This window comes from Cyanobium sp. Copco_Reservoir_LC18, from assembly GCF_009834675.1.
GTDB classification, from domain to species: Bacteria; Cyanobacteriota; Cyanobacteriia; order PCC-6307; family Cyanobiaceae; genus Cyanobium; species Cyanobium minutissimum.
The window spans coordinates 1-19,331 of the sequence record NZ_ASAC01000004.1; the positions used below are offsets into that span (position 1 = coordinate 1).

Genomic DNA, 19,331 nt, shown 5'->3' on the forward strand with positions numbered 1-19,331 from the left:
CAGGGATCCTGTCGCTGATCAGATCGATGCCCGCAAAACGGCGCATGGTGGGCACCTCAATCAGGGCCTCTTCCATGGCTGGATCACTGAGGGAGTACCACTGCTGCAGCAGGTGGATCCGCAGCATGGTCGCCAGCGGGTAGGGAGGACGCCCTCCCTTCTTGCTGGTCTTTGGGTAGATGGGCTCGATCAGGGCGATCAGCGCATCCCAGGGAACAACCGCCTCCATCTCAGCCAGAAACTTCTCGCGCTTGGTCTGCTTCTTGGCGGTCGTCTGCTCGTAATCAGAGAAGCCGAGCTGCTTACCGCCCATCCGTTCAGTCCTGGCCTGCGTTCACACGGGCATTCTCGCGTAGATCGGCCTAGTTTCCCAGAGTCTCCCTAGCGCAAGAATTCCAGCTTGAAAGCTGTCAATGGAGGAGTATGCCTTGAGCAGCTGAGCGCTAGAAGGAAGAGATGCCTCCATGCGATACATAATGTGGGCTTGCATTGGGTATACGCCATCTCTCCCGCTAGCGCCAAGTGTAGACGCAACTTCTAGAATTATCTCCTCCTCTGCGAACAGCAGCTCTTCGAGGTGGTTCGGCTCCCTCCTCACATTACCAAGGAAGCGAGTCAGGCTTTGCATTCGGGCCCTATGGTCTGCAGCTTGTCGAGAATAGTTTCTAGATCCTCCTGATTTAAAGAGATCGCACTGCAAGGCCGCAGCAGCTGTGTGATGGCAGAAGTGTGCCTGAACAACAAAGCTGTGATTCTTGCTCATGCGCTCATGTAGTCTCTTGAGGAAAACAGGCTGCCTACACTCCGGGCATATCCAGCCATCTCTAACCTGAACTGAGCCCCAGTCCTCAAGCCTGTATACCTTTGAATAAGCCTCGTCGGCAGTGATTCTTATTTGTCCTGGCGCTCGTGAGCAGATGGCTTCAAACATGGCTAGGTGTGCTTTTCCACCAGGTTGTTCCTACCTGCAGCTGAGCGAGCCACTGCCGGGGGGTGTGACCGCCCAGGCCCATGTGGCACATGCTCCCGTTCTAGATCAGCAAGTAGGCCGGCAGCAGCTCTTCGCGAGCCACAGAGTTGCCATAGGGCATCACGTAGGCCCATTCCTCCAACAACGTCTTGATGAACCGCTCAGTCTTGCCGTTGGTCGGTGGGGAGTAAGGCCTGGTCTTTTTCACATTCAATCCCAGCGCCTGGATGGCTTTTCGCCAGCCATGGGACTTGTAGGCCGAGCCGTTGTCGCTGAGCACCCGTCGGCGTTCGATGCCATGGGAGGTGAACCAGGCAACCGCACGGCTCAGGAAGCTCACCGTTGTCGGCCCCTTCTCGTCGGCCAACACCTCGTCGTAGGACAGACGGGTGGCGTCATCCACGGCCAAATGAACCTTCTCGTAGCCAGCGCCGGGGGAGCTTCCTTTGCTTGGATCACCGATGATCCTGTGACCACGACGGTCGAACCGGGCCAGCAGCTTGATGTCGACATGGATCATGTCGCCATGGCGTTCCCGCTGGTACCGCTGCACCGGCGGTTTGGGGTCAAGGTTGCGCAGCCGGCTCAGCCCCAGGCGCCGCATCGCCCGGCCAAGGGTGCTGATCAGCACCAGCAGCAGCCTGGCGATCCTCCGGAGGGTGCAGCGCTGGTGCCTGAGGTCCACGGCCTGCTGCAGTTGCTGCGGATCTAGCGTCCGCCGCTGGCTGCGGCGCACGCTGCGTCGATCCGCCAGTGCCGCTGGCCCGCTTGAACGAAAGCGCGCCAGCCACTTTCGGGCGGTTTGCTCACTGATGCCGTGTTTAGCGGCCAGCTGAGCGAGGCTCATGCCTTCATCGAGAAGCTGGCGGATTAGCCGTTCCCGACCGATGGGTGTCAGGCGTGCATGGGGTGGGTATGCATGTGTTGTGAGGTCTTGGGCTGTTGGGTCGCACCACAAACCTGTCGACCTCACACCCACTAGTCAGCCGGAACAACCTGGTGGCACTACACACCTAAGGAGCCTATCCGTCGGCGGCAGAGCCTGTTCTCAGTGCTGCTTCAAACCAGCCGGGGCTTGCAGCTTCAGCATGTGGCTGACGCCACCGCTCAGACCGACCTGCGTAACCCACTACACGACGGACCCACCAAAAGGTTGGGGACTTGGATGCGGGCGATGGGAATCGATGCGATCGAGACCCTGAGCGCCCGCAATAGTGAGCCGCTGCTCCAGGTGGGGGTGTTCACGCCAGGGCACTGGTCTCCACGCCGTGTGATCAGGGGGAGATCACCGCTGAGGTCAACGGCGATCACGCGGCCTTCCTGGCAATGGCGACGGGAAGTTGCATCGATTCCCCAGGGCGCTGCTCCTGCTGTATGCAGAGCTGCCGCAGGCCGCAGCCTGAAGGGAGCAATTGTTTCCACCACTGATTGGATGTGCTGGGGCTTGAGCACCACAGCCACTTGAGCTTCCCCCCAGCTGTTCAGCCGCGAGGAGCCAGGCGCTGGCGGTGCAATCATCCTGTGCACCTGAACCAGCTACTGGACGGTGCCGGTCAGCTTTGGCGGGGATCACGCCTGCTAACAACCTGACATCGATCGGATCCAGCTGCACATTCGCGCCAGCTTCCAGACGGCTGCAGTGCTCTACGGCACGTGGGCGCATGAACAGATCCAGTCCAAAGGCCTTCAATCGCTGCTCAAGAGAGAGTTGGGCGGTGTCTTCGGAAAGCCGTGCTGTGTCCGCGAACAGATGGTCGCCGAGCAGGGGACGGTGCTGCATAGCGGTTAGCCGGAGATTGGCATCGAGATCGAGGGCCATGCCGCCTATTTGGCGCAGAGGGTCGAGCAGCTCAAGAAATCGCCAAGGGTGCTTTTTCAGCCGCTCGGCAAGGAGCTAGCATGTGTGGGATCTGCTCTGTCTAAAGGCACATAGTTAGGAGAAACACCAAAGGCAGGAATTTGAGGAAAGCGAACGAAGGCCTCCTTACCCCTAACCCATGGCTGGGAGCATACGAATTAACAAATCACAGAGCCATGACCAATCTATAGCTTGCCGGAAAGACTTTTATGCGACCGGAATTGATCATTGATTGAACTTTGCCTCCTGACAATTCTCCAACGGATCCATCCACCTCAGGAAGAAGAAGGGAATGGGTTCCTGGAAGTTTATCAAGCATTCCGAATGCAATTGAATCCAACTCTAGTGGAGAGGCTGCAATCGGCAATGTCCTGACCAGAAACCGTTTAATCTCATCCCCATGGAGTGAGATCAAGGCCCAGGGGAATACTTCTGACCTTTGCCTAACGAGCTTCACCCCAGTTTTGCTTTGGAACAGGCCCTCTTGCAACTCCTCCATGTCCATGGTCTTTGCGAAAGCCTTGACTACTGAATATTGAGATGAGCTTGTAGAATCATCAACTGCAGCGGATTTCAGGGTATCGCTTCGAGGCTCTGTCTGGTCTGCATTAGGGTCACTGCCATGACTTTGCTGAGCATTTTTGGCATCTGGAATGATGCCAGAGGCGTCCAGAGAAAAATCATCAGATGTCAACTCAGTCTGAGCTTCACCTGCCAGGATATCTCTACCTCCTTTGATAGACAGATCGGCGTCCTTAATCCATAAGACACTTGAAAGAGCGGAGTCTTTAGAATGGGGTTGTTCGGTCAATTCCGAATCCTTGAGTGAATTGATTCCAGCCGCCATATCATCTGCTGATCCTTGATTGCCTATCTCTACTTCTGCATTAGCAGGAGGAAGCATCTCGAAGTTTGATTGAAAGTAATCAACGATTAGGTGCTCAGATCTTTCATAGCAGTACGACGCTGCAGCTTGTAGCGTGGGGCTAGAAAGATGCTCGCCGATAAGTACGGGTATGAGATTGGCAAGTCTCGATGCGGGAAGTCTATTGACGAAAATAGTGGTATCAACAATTGTGCCAGGCTTCTGAAGCGGGCGGCCCACTGGCTTGCCATCAACCATTGGAATAAGCCTTAGTTCGTCCATGAAAGATATAGTTGTTGTTGCCAAGCGCTTGCCTAGTTCAGAGTAATCAGCTTGTTTGTTCTCTATCTGTCCGCACAGCCGGCTGAGGCAAGTGCCAAAAACTTCAAGCCACCTTGGGGTAGGATGAAGAAGCTGCCTCGATGAGCTGACAGAGTCGAGCTGATAGCATATCGCTGATTCCAGGTCGATAAGACCAGCAAGAGATAGAACGACATCTACGCCAAGATTTTCAAAAAATCTGAGGTCTGCAGTCGAGTTTCGAACAGAATCGAAAAGAATGTTTTCTCCTATCCGTTCTGATCGTAATCCATAAGTGAAATCTTTAAGTGGCTGCAGTTGCCCGTTCAATGTAAGCCAAGCCCCGCAGTCGCTGATCACCTTCTCTGCGAACCTTTTAAGGAAGATTTTAGCGAGAAGCAACGTTGAGTTATCAAGCTCAACACCCATTTCCAGTGATTCGATAAACTCGACTGCGTTCTCCGAGCTGGGACGTTCTTTGATGCCTATGTGTCTCCATAATGTGAGTGACTGCAATGAAGCGATAACAGTCTTAATCCCAGCAGCTTCTAGACCATCACTCGATACAAAGACCTCAGAAGGAAGACTCCACTCACCCTGCTCTGTGAGAATGAGCTTGCTTTCCTGAAACTCATTCACTATAACTGTCTGATCGTGGCTTGAGCTAACTTGATAAAGCTTGTCCAGTTGCTCAAATACCTTTTCGACCTCGCTATGGGGAGTTCTATCTAAAGTAGAAAAAGTTCTTAGAAGAGACAGTAACAGGTGAGGTCCTGGCAATGCTGCGGACACACCAAGAAGCTCAAGGATTTTCTCATTGGATGATTGATCTAGTCTCTTCTTGATGAACCGTTCAATGCCGATTAAAGGTTCTGTTTCCTCGCTTCTGCGGAGTAGTTCAGTTGGTTTGCACAGCGTATCCCGTGTATCAGGAATACAATTACATTCCTGAAATCGTCTCAACCAAGATGCTGAAATGCTGTGACCTGCGACGAGGATCTCTTTCGAGCCACCTGTATTTGTCTGGAAGATTCGAATAAATGGCTCAGAAAACCAATCAATAATTGATGACTCCAAAAACTCCAATGCCAACGCTCGAAGAGCAGCGTCATAGCTCTGCAGTTCGTTCCAAAAATCGATAATGTCATCATGAAAGTCATAGTCGATAAGCCTGTAGCGCTGATATGGATACAAGCGTTCCCATCGATGGGGAAAGAGGTTAGGGTCAAACTCCATTCCATACGTGTCATGAATATAAGTGAGTAGAGCCTGTCCGTGGCGAGTGGTAAATTCCTTCTTTTCTAGAGGAGGGAGGCGTTTCAATCCTGACTTATATGATGATAACCATTCAGCCCACTCTTCTGGAGAACAGGAGTGATTAGTGTTTCCGTATTGGGATGAAAGAACTAAGGTGCTGTAACGATGTTCTGGCAGCAATGACTTTAGCAGGCCATTCGCGTCATGACAAACCCCATTTGCTGAATTCTTCAGATTTCCGTCTTGGGTAATGTAGGAGAAGTTCTTTGGTATTTTACAGTCGAGTCGAGCACAGATATGAGCCAAGCGTATAACTACATCAGATTTCAATGGCGCACCGCCATGAACACTTGACATCACTTTCTCTATAATTTTACTCGTGTCTGAGCCGTCTGCTAATCCCATTTTCTGCAACAGTCCTGATGCAGCACTTTTTGCACTAGTTGAGCCAAAGCGGCCTAGATAGATTGAGTAGTCTCCGTCTTCGGATTCCAGATAATCGGTCCATTCTTTGTCAAGAACATGAATATGATTTGATATCAGGCGATTATCTTCGTCGCTAAGTGTTGCTTTTGTCGACCCAAGCCTTATGCTGAGACGTGGGGAAGAGAGTGTCCCCTTCCCAGCGATGGGCACTATGGAAATGTCTTCAAGATTGGCGGTGGAGTGAATACTTGCAAACTCCCCTGAGATATACGCCCAAAGCGCCAAGAGTTTTTCCGGGCTTGGACGCGGCGGATTAGTGCTACGCAGAATTGAACAGAATTGGGGCCTATTGATTCTGTCAATCTCACCCAGTCTGTATAAAGTGTCAACTGTTTCGCTGGATATGTGTTCGGATAGCAGCTTTCTTTGGTTGGGATCGATGTCGCGGCTAAAGACATCATGGGGCCAGATATCGCGAATCTGTTTGTCAATGGAAATACATTGCCCTTTCTTCTCGATGGTTCCTGTCCGCGCAAGAACTATAGGAAGGCCTGCCAATGAAGAGAAGAATGATTCTTCAACATCGTTGACGCATGAACCCTCTATACCTTGCTGTACGGATGCCCTGGAAAGAAGGAGTTGATAGGCTTCGGCACGATGAGCGAGATCAAGGTCCTGATTAGTGAGCCAGCCACGCATTACAGACGCTGCAAGCTGGCCCACTCTTGATAGCAGCCATCGATTCGTGGGGGAGGTCTCGGGATCTTTTATCTTGACTCGTGCAGGATCCTGCATAAATGGGCCATTGCATGCAAACGGCAGACTTGGCCTTACCGAGGTGGGTAGTACGACATAGATTCCAGAACTGGCGCCCAATACCAGTTCAACCCTGGATGGAGGCAAAGTAAAATCTACATCTGCGCCAAGAATTCTTTCTTGTTTGATCTCAGCGATGCAATCTTCGGGAAAATCTTCTGGCTCTGATCGAGCAAGTAGGTATCTGTATTTGTCTGATCCGTTTAAGCTGTACCATTGACTCTCTGGAACGGGACCGTCTTCCAATGGCAACCAAGCAAGCCGCTCGTCGTTTAAGGTCAGCTCCCTTAAAGTTCTGAAGAACAATAGCGAGACTGGGCTTTGCCTCCATTCCGAGAGATTTTTCCCGAGCTCGGCCTCTCGATGAGTATCTTGAATCTGGACAGAGATATGTGTTCCGTATCCGAGATTGCTGTTTAAGTCTGCCCAGCAGGGCAGGGTAAATCTGGCTTTGTTGAAGTGGACGCTAAGTGAAGGCGTCTGAATAGTTACGACTGGGCCAAGGCTGAACGTGCTTTTGAATCCAATGCCTCGAAATCCGATAGTATGCAGAGATCGTTTGTTGGAGTAGCCAAATCTGCAGAGTGATGCAAAATGCTCGGCATTGAAGTCTTCGCCATTGTGAGTGAACTCGAAGACGCCCTTGTTAACTCTTGCACTTGCTTTAGCTGCGCCTGCGTCATCGGCATTCTGCAGTAGCTCAGAGAGCACATGCCGAGGACTTTGAACCTGTTTGAATAGCTGGTGCCATGGCCCAGCCAAATCTTCATCACCTTCAAGTTGAATCCATCGACGTTCTGCCGCCTGTCTGATCGTCTCAAAGTAATCAGGTGGGTTGATGCTCATGATTGTAAAAAGTGCCCTAGTAAAGGCTCGGCTTCTCCACCTTTAGGGTTACCGAGTTCTCCAGAACGACACGGCTGGTTTTCTCATCGATACCCCCAGGAGCCCGCACCTGGACCTCCAGGGACATCTCGATCTCCACTCCAGGCAACGCCTGCAAGTGTGACATCACCTCATCGAGAAACTTGCCAACCTGCGGCCCGGCTGTGACGGAGTTCAGCTTTACCGATGCGGTGTAGGTGGTGGGCAACGTGGGTGCGACGGGCAACGGCGGCGCCGGTGAGGGCGGATGAACAGGCCCTGGCCCGACCGGAGCGCCCGGCTTGACGATTCCAGGGCCTGTTCCACCGGGCCCAGCCCCATCGGGCTTCTCCGATTGCCGCTTCCGCTCCTCCTCAGCCAACCGATCCGCCTCGATCTGGACGGAGGCCACTTCGTCCTTCACCACCAGGCTCGTCAATGACGCCGGACTGGTGCCGGAGACTTGCTGAGGCCTCAAGCCGCTGTAGCGGCCCGTCGCCTCATCGAAGCCATCAGCCAGGTGGAACGTAGCTTCACCGGTGAGGGCGGCCTGGAGGTTCACCAAGGCGTTGAGGATCACCTGGTCGTTGGCCACGCGGGGCAGGTAGAGGTACTTCCGGCTCCAGTCGACGAGGTCGCGGACCGCCACATGGGGCTTATCGGTCCAAAGGAAGCGATTGAGGTCGTCGCGGATGCGGCGGGCACCGAGTTGCAGGAAGAGCACGTCTTCCTGAACGCAGCGTTCGCTGGCCCGCTCGGCCAGGCTGCCCTTACCGCTGGTGAGTTTCTTCTCCTCCCAGAGCGCCCCACCGGGGCCGGGCTGGCTCTGGTAGGGGATCAGCAGGTGGCACCAGGTTTCGGGGATGCGGCTGGCCACGGCCTGGGTGGCCTCGGCGATCCTGCCGATGGCCAGGTTCTTCTGGGCCACCGTGAGGTTGAGCTCCAGTTCGTTGTCGACGATGTGCTGCCAGGCGCGGCGATCGGCCAAGGCTTGAAACAGGTTCTCGATGCTGGCTTCATCGGGGGCCAGGAAGATCAGGGTGTTGGCGAACTGGCGGGGGCTGTTGCCCCGGCTCTGGAGGCAGGCCGAGGCCCACTGCCGTGCAGCGCTGAACTCCACCCCCCGGCGATGGGTGAACTGAGCGGCCAGCAACACCAGCCGAGTGGCGGCCTCATCGGGAACGGCACTGTTCTCCATGGGTGCGGCGTGGAGGCCGGCGAAGTCGCCGCGTTTGTTGGCCTCCTGGGTCAGACGGGTGTTGAGTTCGGCCAGCAGCTCCTCGCGCTGACGGAGGTAGCTCTCGCGGTGCTCCTCGGCGGTGCGGTTGAGGTTGGGGCGGGTGTCGATCCAGTAGCGGTCGCCGTCCTGCTGGATGAAGCGGCCTCGATCGCCAAGGCGGCGCAGGGCATCGCCGAACACGCCGATCGGCTCCCCGGGCATCACGCAGGCCAGCTTCACCCGCTGATCGCCGATCCCCTTGCGCAGGGCATCGGCATCCGGAGCTGTGCCGATGTAGAGGGAGCGGGCCACCCGCTTGCAGGCACTGACGCGGCCGAAGTTGGGGTTCTCCGCATCCAGCCGGGTGGGGGTGGACTGGGGGCCATCCACGTCCTGGGAAATGATCGGCTCCCACTGGTTGTCGAGGAAACGCACCAGCTCGTTCTTGACGTCGTTGTCATCGATCGGCATCGAGCTGGGCATGATCAGCAGGTCCTTGCTGTTGCCGTTCCAGAGGCCCTCGATCGTGAGGGCCAGCAGGCGCAACACGCCCCGAGTCCGCTGAAAGCGATCGAGGGTGCTCCAGTCGTCGTAGAGGCGCTTGAACAGCTCCGGGTGGATCGGATAGGCGCTGATCAAAAGATCGCGGTATCCGGCTTCTCGTGTTTCAGCCGGGAACTCCGAAGGGTTCTGGGAGTAGAGATCGGTGAAGCTCCGCACCACCGCATCGCGGGCCGCGCCGGCCTCCCGGGTGGTGATTGGCTCGAAAAGCCTCCGACGCACGATCTCGAAGCCCTCGTTGCCGGTGGCGGGCCGCCACTGATAAGCGATGCGGGTGACTACGTTCTTGAGGGCCGAGACGGCCTTCTCGCCATCGCTGCCGCCGATCTCGTTGACGCTCTGAGGCACGGAGATCAGCAGCAGGGCATTGGGAACCTGCTTGACGGCCTCGGTGAGCGCCTGCGCGAAGGACACCTGGGAATCGAAGGTGCCGGCCGGTAGGGTGGCGTTGCTGACCAGGTTGCGGGCGTAGGCCACCCACTCATCCACCAGGATCAGGCAGGGGGCATGGGCCTGGAACAGGGCAGCCAGGTCCTGGGCGCCGGGGGCCACCCGCTGCTGGTCGCTGCTGGCGATCAGGGCATAGCCCTGGGGTCCACCGAGCTGGTAGGCGAGTTCCCCCCAGAGGGTGTTCACAACCGTGCCATCGGGATAGGTGGTGGCTTTCGATGGGCTGAAAGCGGTGCCCACCAGCACGGCGCGGGAGGCCCTGGGCACGGAGGCGATGCCCACCTCGCTGCACACTTCTTCGAGGCCCGGCAGGCTGGCCAGGCTCTGGCCGGAGCAGAGGTGATAGAGGGCCAGCATCGAGTGGGTCTTGCCGCCACCGAAGTTGGTCTGCAGCTCGATCACCGGTTCACCGCCCTGGCCGTTGAGCCGTTCAAGGGCGATGCGCAGCAGGGCGCGCATGCCGGAGGTGATGAAAGTGCGGCGGTAGAACTCACTGGGATCGGTGTACTCCTTGCTGCCGATGCCACGGCGCACCTGGTCAAGGTCGGCGGCGAACTCGGCCTGCTGGTACTTGCCGGTGATCACATCGGGGTGAGGTGTGATCACATCGCGCCAGGGCAGCAGACCGGCCTGCACTTTGTTCTCGATCGACACCTGGTAGCGCGTGCGGTTGCGTGCCCGTTCGCTGAACACCTGCTGCTGCAGCTCCTCGCGCAGAAGACGGATGGCCTCGGCGGCCTCGGGCGCGGCGATATTGCGGCAGAGGCGGGCGGCGGTGTCGAGGGCGCGGTCGGTGTCGTCGGAGGAGAAGGGTTCTTGGTGGGCCCAGCGGTTGCGGGCATCGAGCAGTTCGCTCACGTAGGAGCGATCCGGCGGGCTGAGCAGTCGCCTGAACACGCCCTGCCAGTGGTCCATGAACAACTTGAGCAGCACCGACACGTCCTGAAGGTTGGCGTTGGGCGCCAGACGTTCCTGCCAGTTGCTGCCGATCCCCTGGTAGAGCTCGCGGCTGATGTAGGGCAGCAGAGCGTCCCGGAGCTGATCGAGGGCCTTGCTGATGCGATCGCGGTTGGAGAGGGCCATGGGGCGGGGATCAGATCAGGGAGGTCTGAAGGGGAGCTGTGGAACCGCTGGAGGCGGCAGCGGCCCGCTTCTCCAGCTCGGACCAGGCGATCACCAGACCGTTGTAGGCACGGGCTTCTTCTGCCTGATTGGTTTTTTCGCAGTGGTTGTAGAGGCGGTAGGCCAGGGCACGGCAGTTGGCGGCCAGATCACCGTGGCCGGAGATGGACTTGAGCTGGAGGAGTAACTGGGCCGCAGTGTCTTCGCCCCCTGCTTCCAAGCGCTTAATCAGTTGCTGGGTGGCTTCCCAGACGCAGAGTCGTTTGTCGGTAGTAGGGTCCCAGTCATCGAGTAGTTCCGCGCGAGGTAACAGACGAACCTTGCCGGCCACGGAGCGAAGAATACCGGCCTGGGCAACACCAGCCACGGAGAGGTTGCGGGCCTTTGCTAGGAGCCTGCTGAAATACCCGCCAATCCGAGCTCTGCCAAATCGGCCTGGGCCCTCCGCGGAGTCAATCGGCAGGCCGGTTCGACAATGCGAGTGGATCCTGCTGGCGTCACCACCTCTGCCCAAAGGCCGAATCTGTTCAGATCGGCTGGCTTGGTCCGTTTCATGCCATCACCTCCCGAGGGCTGAGCAGATTGGCCAGGCGGATCAGGTTGTAGGCCACCACGTGCAACCGGAATACCGCTCCCACCCGGGATCGTCCCCTGGCCTTGAGTTGCCGCAGTCCGGCGGCCTGTTTGATCCAGCCAAACACCTGCTCGATCCGCTTCCTGGCGTTGATCGACTTGCCGTAGCCCCCATGGCGGGTGGTGCGGCCGTCGATGGCGGAGCGGCGGCGAGCCTGGATGTTCTGCGCCACATGCGGCGTGATGCCGGCAAAGCGGATGTCGGCCACAAAGTCCTTGGTGTCGTAGCCCTTGTCGGCGGCCAGCGTCTTCCGGTGAGAACCCGGGAGCGAACGCGCCATCCGCACCGCCGCTGACCGCTCGCCATAGCCGTCCGCCGGGGTCACCTCACTGGCGACCACCAGGCCGTGGCGGTTCTCCATGAGGCAGTGGCCCAGAAAACTGAGGTAGGCCCCGGTGCTGTTCGACTTGCGGAACAGGCGCGCCTCGCTGTCGCTGCTGGAACGGTGGGTCTGGTTGGAGAGCAGCAGACCTCTGAAATCGCCTTTGGCTCGCTTCTTCCCCTTGGCAGGAACAGCGCCAAAGCCTTTGCCGCTACTGGGGGGGAAAGGATCGTCGTCGATTCCGTCGATCCGCTCGAGCGAGCTGTGGGAGGCCCAGGCCCGCAGCAGGGTGCCATCCACCGAGAAGTGCTCCGAGCTCAGCAGCGGTTTGACCTCCGGCGCAGCCAGCAGCAGTTCCAGGAATCGGGCCATGAGCTCCTCGTTGAGCAGGCGATCACGGTTCTTGGTGAACGTGGTCGGGTGCCAGACGGGGTCGTCGGGATCGAGCCCTACAAACCAACGGAACAGCAGGTTGTAATCCAGCTGCTCGATGAGCATCCGCTCCGAGCGGATCCCGTAGATCGCCTGCAGCAACAAGGCCAGCAGCAACTGCTCGGGTGGGATCGAGGGCCGACCGCCCTCCGGGTAGAGCCGGCAGAAGGTGGGATTGAGCCGGTCGAGGGCCTGATCTGCCAGCCGCCGCACCTGCCGGAGCGGATGGGCCTTGGGGATCCGCTCCTCGGTGGAGACGTAGGAGAACAGGGGGCCGGTCCTCTCCTGCTGGCCGCGCATCCGCTCAATGCCGTTGGGACATTCTCCCGCGGCTGGCTGGATATTTCAGCAGCCTCCTAGACCCTCCGCGTCGTCGAAGTCGCGCTCCTTGTAGCCGAAGCTCTCGAAGAACGTCAGGGCAAACCGGCTGTCGGAATCCAGCTCGCCCTCATCCTGGGAAAGATACTCATCGAGAGCAGTATTGATTTCGGTCAGGGCTTCTCGCACACTCATTGGGGTGTCGTCTGGGTTGAGCACAGCCTTGGCACTGCTGAAGATCCCCATGCCTGGACCGATGGCTGCCTGGGCTAGATCTACGGGGGCGATGTTGGCGCGTTCCAGTTCTTTCAGTGCCAGGGGCATCTCCTGGCGCAGTTGGCGGCGGAAGTCATTCCTGGAGAGGGTGAGGGCCGTCTCCAGGCGTCGGTCGCAGACGAGCACGACGCTGGTGGCGAGGGCGTTGGATTCCATACCCCTCATGCGGTTGGCCAGCTCCGTTCGCATTGGCCAAGTGCCCCGAAGAGCAAAGCCAGCTTTAATCACCGCTGCCAGAAAGGTTTCCCAGCCCGTACTGGCTGTGCCCGTCGCAGACCTTGTTTCGGATTGCTTGAATGCGTAGTAGATGGTGACAGGGAATGCAGGATGCGATTGGATGGAGATTTGCTGCATTGCCAACGTCATGCCATTAAGGAAGAAGGCCTCGGCGTTCTCCTTGCCGCCGTGCCGATATGACGTGGCAACTAGTTCTTCTGCCTTCGGAGCTGCAACAGTGGCAAGCAGCTCTGGAAAAACGGCCCTGAGTGAGCGTCTGAGCCAGACGTAGAAGAAGTCAGAAAGATCGGCATATCCTATGTTGTCATAGTAAGGCGGATCTGTGGAGACAACCTTGCCTGTTGAAGTCTCTTGAGAGGATGCATCAGTCTGATCAGCATAGCCCTGGGGGCTTGCCGGAAGAATCTGAATAGCCTTGGCTCCCCATTCGATATTGTTCATCCAGTTCCCGCTTGATTCTGAAAGGGGATTTCCTTCGGCAAAATCCCACGTCATTGGTATTGCTTGGCGGCCAAAGGTATTGCGTAGGGCCTCCATCTTTGGGCTGCTATCCCAAGAGCAAATTGTGGAGCCGCGATCTGCCGATCTGCTAATCGAGAATGCTATGTCAGTTGCCACTGCGTCCCCATAAGCCTGCGACCAGGTTCCTCCCGTGCATGGCGGCACGTCCTCATCTCCTCGTCCCTTCTCAAGAGCATCGGTTTTCACCCGCTCTCTGGTTTCCTTGGCCAAGTCTGACAAGGTGTTAAGCAATACGAGCTGACGATCGGTGAACAGGTCACTCCATTTCTTGATGCCATAAATGCAGGGAGTGAAGGCTCGCGCGTCCTCAACGAATGACCCTTCCGGTCGCCAGCTAGGATGAGCATGTATCGCAGCAGCTTCCTGCTCTGGCGACGGTTCCAGGTAGACACGACCGCGAACGCCTTCTGCAACGATCGCCATCATGCGGGCACCCATACGCCCGGCAATGCCTTCAGCCTTGATGTACTCCGGATTCATGGGAGATCCAGACATCAGGCAAGCGAAGTTGCCACCTCGGGCGAGTTTGGTCCCTGCCTTGGCCGCCTCTAGGTCCTTCGGCCTTCCCACCTTCACCGTGAATTTATAGCCGCCATTTCCTACCACAGGCTCCACGTAGGCCTCCTTGCCAGCCTTCGTGGCGAGCATGAACGTGGAGGCCAGAGGTACCTTTATCTCCGAGAAGGCCGGGTTCGGGCTCTTCACCGTGCGGGCCCAGATCCAAGCGATCACGGTAAGCTTCTTTCCTACGTAGGGGTTCAGATCTGGCCGGTCCTTCGCCATCTCGGCCGTCACCTCCACCTTCGGGTAGAGGTGGCCGATGCGCTTCTCGACCTCCTCGCGCATCCATTGGCCGTAGTGGCGCACGTCTTCCGCTAGCCCCTGGGCGCCCTTCCAGGCGCTGATGTCTTGTTTCCGCCGGCTTTCGGGATTCACCGGCTGCATGCCGGCGAACTTGGGCGGAATCTCGATCATCGCCTTGTTGATCAGCACCGCCACCGGGTTCAGGTCGCTGGCGTAGGCCTCCAACCCCAGCCGCTGCGCCTCCAGCGGTAAGGCCCCCCCCCGGCGAAGGGATCATGGAAGCCGGGCAGCTTCTCGGGGTTGAACAGCTCCGCCGCCTCCGGGTGATCGGCGTTGTCGGCGCAGGCGCGCCGCCAGCTACGGCGTATCTCGGCACGCACTCGATTAAGCACCTGCTCGTTAGTGGTGCTCTCCCACATCACCAGTTCGCTGATCAGCGCGAACAGCCTTAGCCGCTCGTTCTCCTGGGCTTCATCGGTCGGGAACTCCTCCGGCACCGCCGAGGGGTCGTCCACCATCTGGCAGAAGATCACCGCCCGCGCCGCCGCCAGCGGCCGCCGCGCCCACCACAGGTGCAGGGTGCTGGGGTGGCCGTGGCGGATGCTCTTCTCCCGCGCCGAGGCCGCATTGATCGCCTCCAGTGGGATGGCCACCTCGATCAGCTTCTTGCGGCGGTGGATGGGGTTGGGGCTCATGGAGTCAGGCAGGACGTTCGAGGCGCTGCAGGCGCAGCTCACTCACCGAGGCGATGGCCTCGAAGTCGGCGTCGAAGCTCACCAGCACCGCGTTGTGGTGCAGGGCCACGGCGGCCACCAGCAGATCCATGCTGAGCACGGTGCGGCCGACCTGGCGGCAGGCCTGGCCCAGGTCGATTGCCCGTTGCCACAGATCCGCCGGGGTGGGGAGCGTGGGCAGCGTGGCGAACTGGGCCTCCAATTGACGGGTCTCGTCAGGCCGAGCTGAACGCAGCAGCTCGAAGCGCACTGGCTCGGCCAAGTGGGCCTCGGGATCCAGCACGAAGGGCGCGATGAACTGCTTCAGCGGGGCCGGGCTTCGGGCCCGGGTGAAGTCGATCCAGAGGCTGGTGTCGAGCAGCAGGGTCATGAGGCCACCTCATGGTCCCGCTGGCGCTCGCGCTCCTGGTCGGCCTCGTAGGTCTCCAGCTCCACGCCCCACTCGCCGCTGAGGAAGCGCTGGGCGATCTGGGCGCGGCGGCGCTGCTGCAGGGCCTCCTCCATCAGGCGGCGGATGGCGGGACCCTTCTTGCGCTCGCCCGTGAGATCCAGGATTTCGGCCATCTCCTTGTCAGAAAGCTCAACGGTCACTTTCATGGTCCTGGTCTCCGGAAGTCGGACTCTGGGGTCAGCATGGCACCGCTCGTCAATGGGGCTCCTTCCCGGCGGCCAGAAGCTGACTGATGTTCTTAGTGATCTGGGTATCGCCAAAGCCAGGCACGCCCCAGTCGATGCCACTCACGTACACCGGGGCGGCAGCTTGGTCACCCGTCACGGTCACCAGGGCCAAGCGGAAACGGTGGGGCGAGTTGCGGCCTGTGTTCACCTCGTTGATCGTGAGCGTCACCGAGTCGGCCCCATCCGCCCGGCCCTTCACCTCGATGAAGAACAGATCGCCCTGGTTGTCCATCGATTCAATGTCGTAGCCCAGCCCTCGCTGGCTGCTCACGTCCCGGGGCATGCGTCCCAGGGCCTTCTCCGCCTCGAACACGGCGTTCATCGCCAGCAGCTCCACCCGCTTGCGGGCGGCCGCATCGGCTCCAGCTGCTTCCCCTTCGCCACCTGCCGCCAGCAGCAAGCCGACGGGGATCACCAGGGTGCCGCCCTTGAGGATGGGCACCTTGGCGCTGATCTGCGCCTCCAAGGCCAGTTGGGCCTTGCGCTTCTCCAGCCGGGCCACCAGCAGCTCGTACCTCTCCTTCGCTACCTGGGCCGGCAGCCGCACCTGCTTGCCGGCCGCCTCCTGGAGCTTCAGCTCCTCGTAGCGGCGGTACCAGTGGTTAATCTCCCGCTGCATCCGCGCCTGGATCTCCTGCCCCGCCTTGGCGATCCGCTCCAGCCGTTCTCCCTTCATCTCCTCCAGGTGCTCGGGAACCAAGCTTGTTAGGGCGTGGGTGATCACAAGCTGGTCCCAGTCCTGGGCCAGCCAGCTTTCGTTCAGCATCCCTTCGATCTGTTGCCGTTCCCCTTCTTTCAAGGGCCGGTAGTCGAGATAGGGCGCGGAGCCGGCGATCGCCACCTCCCCCTGGCGGTTGATCTCTAGGAATTGCAATCGGTTGGAGATCAGCTGCTGCTGCCCGTGGCGGTTGCGGCGGCCGTCCTGCAGCCCATGTTCCATGGCAGAACAGCATCCGGGGCTCCGTGCCCAGATCCCGTTCATCCACCAGCACCGCCCCCTGGCCGAGCACGGCCCCATCGCGCTCCAGCACCAGGGAAAGGCAGGCCTCCAGCAGCGGATGGCCCGGACTCACCAGCTCCGCCCGGGGGCTTGCCGTCACATGCTCCTTCTCGAAGCAGATGCGCTCGTAGCGCGGCTGCACCGGCACCCCGAAGCCGATCTGCTGGTTGCGATCGAGCAGCAACGGTGGCACGTAGGTGATCTCGTAGCGGCCCTTCTCCCGCTCGAACACCTTGCCGCCGAGCCGCCGGAACGCCTCGATGAAGAAGTCGTGGACGTAGTGGGGGTGGATGCGGCGGGCCATCGCCCGCTCCATCTGCTGGCGCAACAGCTCCACCTTGTGCACGTCCATCCCCTGCTGCACCAGGGCCCGCTCGCTAAGCAACTGCTGCAGGTGCTCCTGATTCACGGCGCCCTCGATAGCCTCCTCCATCTGGAGCTGCCGCTCGGGCTGCTGGTTATAGCGAACGGCATCCATCAGCAGATCCCGCAGCGAGCGCCCGGAGAACAACTGCCCCAAAACGTCGAACACCTTGTCGCCCAGGGCTTCCCGAGCGATCTCCAGCTTGTGGAGTAACTGGATGTACACGTCGCCCTCACGGGTGTCCTTGGCCAGCAGGTTCCACAGATGGCACACCTCCTTTTGGCCGATCCGGTGGATGCGCCCGAAGCGCTGCTCCAGCCGGTTGGGGTTCCACGGCAGGTCGTAATTCACCATCAGGTGGGCCCGCTGCAGGTTCACCCCCTCCCCGGCAGCGTCGTTGGCCAGGAGCACAACCACCTCCGGATCGTTCATGAAGGCATGCACGATCTGGCGGCGCCGGTCGCGGGGCACCCCGCCATGGATCTCAACCACGGCCTCGGGCCTCCCCAGCCGATCGCGGATCTTGATCGCCAGATCGGTGAGGGTGTCTTTGAACTCGGTGAACAGGACCAGCTTGCGGCGGGCCCCATTGGGCTCTCGCATCTGCTCTTGATCCAGGATCCGATCGAGTTCACTCCATTTGGCGTCGCAGCGCTGATCCACCACCCTCTTGCTCAGCTTCTCCAGGCCCTTGAGGGTCTCGATCTCCAGCTCCAGCTCGGCAAGGGTCTGGGCGGTGGTGGCGTTGTCGGTGAAGGCCTCCTCTGCGGCTTCTACTTCGTCGGCGGTGTCTTCTTCGTAGAGCTCGGTGATGTCGTCGTCGCTGATGGCACCTGGTGCGTACTTGGCCTCGAGGAGCAGCTTGCTGCCCGCCTCACGGCCCTCAAGCAGCAGCCGTTCCTCCTTGAGCCGGCTCTCCAGCCGCTGCCGCCGACGTTCCAGCGAACGGTGGATGGCGAACGGGCTGCTGGCCAGCCGTCGCTGCAGGGTCATCAGCGCGAAGCCCACGTTCACCCGCTTTTTGCCGCTCCCCTCAGCCTGGGCGTTGCGGTCGGCGCGGTTCATTTCCTCGCGCACGTACTCGGTCACCTTCTCGTAGAGCACCTTCTCGGGCTCCGAGAGCTCGTACTCGGCGGTGTAGCTGCGCCGCTCGGGGAACAGCTTGGTGCCGGCGAACGTGTAGAGGTCTTCCTTGACCAGCCGGCGCATCAGGTCGGTGGGGTCGCTGCGGTGCACCGCGTCCTTCTGCTGCCCCGCGAAGCGGTCTTCATCGAGCAGGGCCATGAACAGCTGGAAGTCCTCGTCCTTGCCGTTGTGCGGCGTCGCCGTCATCAGCAGCAGGTTGCGGGCGTGGTTGCCCACCCGCTTGCCCATGTCGTAGCGCTTGGTGCGCTTCACCTCACTGCCGAAGTAGTGGGCGCTCATGCGGTGGGATTCGTCGAACACCACCAGGTCCCACTCCGGGGCCTGCTCCAGACGGGTCTGCAGCTCATCGTCGCGGGAAAGCTGATCCATGCGGGCGATCAAGAGCGGCCGTTGCTCAAAAGGGTTGCCCAGGCCGGTGGCATTGATGAGGTCGCGAGTGAGCAGCTCGAACTGGAGCTCGAACTTCTCCTTGAGCTCGTCCTGCCACTGCTCAGTGAGCGAACCCGGAGCCACGATCAGGCAGCGCTCCAGCTCGCCCCGGATCAGCAGCTCCTTGATTAAGAGCCCGGCCATGATCGTCTTGCCGGCGCCGGGGTCGTCAGCGAGCAGGAAGCGCATCGGCTGCCTGGGCAGCATGTGCTCGTAGACCGCGCTGATCTGGTGGGGCAGCGGGTCGATGGTGCTGCTGCTCACAGCCACGTAGGGATCGAACAGGTAGGCCAGCCGGATGCGCTCAGCCTCTGACACCAGCCGGAAGATCTCGCCGTCCCCCTCGAAGCTCCACTTCCGGCCACCGGAGACCAGCTCCAGGTCGGCTTCCTGGCTGCGAAAGACGATCGTGTCGCCGGTGCTCCCGTCCTGGCCCCGGTAGAACACCTGGCAGGCCATGTCGCCCATGCGCTGGACGCTGATCAGCCGCACGGCTTCCCTGCCCACCAGGCCCTTGACCAGGGCATCGGGTTTCAGCTCCTCAAGGCGGACGGTCATCGGGGCAGCTCCTGCCCTGGCTGCGTCGGCATGGAGGTGTTGCAGAAAAGCATGAAGGCAGTCTGCTGCGCCTGCACGCAACTGGGAACCATTCGCTCCCAGGATCGATCCCGGAGGTAGGCGGGACTACAGGTGGTGCCTGTCCTGGCTGCTGGCCGGTGCAGGCGGA

14 protein-coding genes are annotated in these 19,331 nt (G+C 59.6%); 1 reads left to right on the top strand and 13 read right to left on the bottom strand.

Annotated elements, in window-relative coordinates; genetic code table 11:
• The 3 genes from L107_RS01320 to L107_RS01330 form a co-directional block, all read right to left on the bottom strand.
• Positions 1-313 (bottom strand): transposase (locus L107_RS01320; protein WP_201295767.1); only part of this gene is annotated, 313 nt, incomplete at its 3' end.
• Between the two features lie 21 nt (positions 314-334).
• On the bottom strand, positions 335-931 hold the full coding sequence (locus L107_RS01325) for a hypothetical protein (protein ID WP_159816098.1): 597 nt from the start codon (positions 929-931) through the stop codon (positions 335-337).
• Positions 932-1,031: 100 nt separating this feature from the next.
• Complete coding sequence (locus L107_RS01330) at positions 1,032-1,817, bottom strand: DDE-type integrase/transposase/recombinase (RefSeq protein WP_236550436.1); 786 nt, start codon at positions 1,815-1,817, stop codon at positions 1,032-1,034.
• A 744-nt stretch (positions 1,818-2,561) separates the two neighbouring features.
• Between L107_RS01330 and L107_RS16970 the strand changes: the two genes are divergently transcribed.
• Positions 2,562-2,759 carry a zincin-like metallopeptidase domain-containing protein gene (locus tag L107_RS16970; protein ID WP_159816302.1) on the top strand — a complete coding sequence of 66 codons (198 nt, stop codon included), beginning with the start codon at positions 2,562-2,564 and terminating at the stop codon, positions 2,757-2,759.
• A gap of 235 nt (positions 2,760-2,994) precedes the next feature.
• Here L107_RS16970 and L107_RS01340 read toward each other — a convergent pair whose 3' ends face one another.
• The 10 genes from L107_RS01340 to L107_RS01375 all read right to left on the bottom strand — a co-directional run bounded on the left by L107_RS01340 (position 2,995) and on the right by L107_RS01375 (position 19,162).
• Complete coding sequence (locus L107_RS01340; protein ID WP_159816099.1) at positions 2,995-7,338, bottom strand: sacsin N-terminal ATP-binding-like domain-containing protein; 4,344 nt, start codon at positions 7,336-7,338, stop codon at positions 2,995-2,997.
• A 16-nt stretch (positions 7,339-7,354) separates the two neighbouring features.
• Positions 7,355-10,669, bottom strand: coding sequence for a DUF499 domain-containing protein (locus L107_RS01345; protein WP_159816100.1), 3,315 nt, complete (start codon positions 10,667-10,669; stop codon positions 7,355-7,357).
• Between the two features lie 10 nt (positions 10,670-10,679).
• Positions 10,680-11,075, bottom strand: a complete 396-nt coding sequence (locus L107_RS01350) for a hypothetical protein (protein ID WP_159816101.1) — start codon at positions 11,073-11,075, stop codon at positions 10,680-10,682.
• Positions 11,076-11,259: 184 nt separating this feature from the next.
• Complete coding sequence (locus L107_RS01355; protein WP_159816102.1) at positions 11,260-12,396, bottom strand: IS5 family transposase; 1,137 nt, start codon at positions 12,394-12,396, stop codon at positions 11,260-11,262.
• 45 nt (positions 12,397-12,441) lie between these two features.
• The gene (locus L107_RS01360; protein WP_201295768.1) at positions 12,442-14,478 is read right to left on the bottom strand and encodes a DUF1156 domain-containing protein; all 2,037 of its coding nucleotides are present in this window, start codon (positions 14,476-14,478) and stop codon (positions 12,442-12,444) included.
• Positions 14,454-14,948, bottom strand: coding sequence for a DUF1156 domain-containing protein (locus tag L107_RS16295; protein WP_201295769.1), 495 nt, complete (start codon positions 14,946-14,948; stop codon positions 14,454-14,456). Before L107_RS16295 ends, L107_RS01360 begins: the two co-directional genes overlap by 25 nt.
• A gap of 4 nt (positions 14,949-14,952) precedes the next feature.
• Positions 14,953-15,357 (bottom strand): PIN domain nuclease, encoded by a 405-nt coding sequence (locus tag L107_RS01365; protein ID WP_159816103.1) that lies wholly within the window; start codon positions 15,355-15,357, stop codon positions 14,953-14,955.
• Entirely contained in the window at positions 15,354-15,584 is a 231-nt protein-coding gene (locus L107_RS01370; protein ID WP_159816104.1) for a hypothetical protein, read from the bottom strand. The genes L107_RS01365 and L107_RS01370 overlap by 4 nt, the downstream gene beginning before the upstream one ends.
• A gap of 49 nt (positions 15,585-15,633) precedes the next feature.
• The gene (locus tag L107_RS16855) at positions 15,634-16,365 is read right to left on the bottom strand and encodes a DUF3883 domain-containing protein (RefSeq protein WP_304523530.1); all 732 of its coding nucleotides are present in this window, start codon (positions 16,363-16,365) and stop codon (positions 15,634-15,636) included.
• Positions 16,268-19,162, bottom strand: coding sequence for a DEAD/DEAH box helicase (locus tag L107_RS01375; protein WP_201295771.1), 2,895 nt, complete (start codon positions 19,160-19,162; stop codon positions 16,268-16,270). The genes L107_RS16855 and L107_RS01375 overlap by 98 nt, the downstream gene beginning before the upstream one ends.
• Positions 19,163-19,331 lie beyond the last annotated feature (169 nt).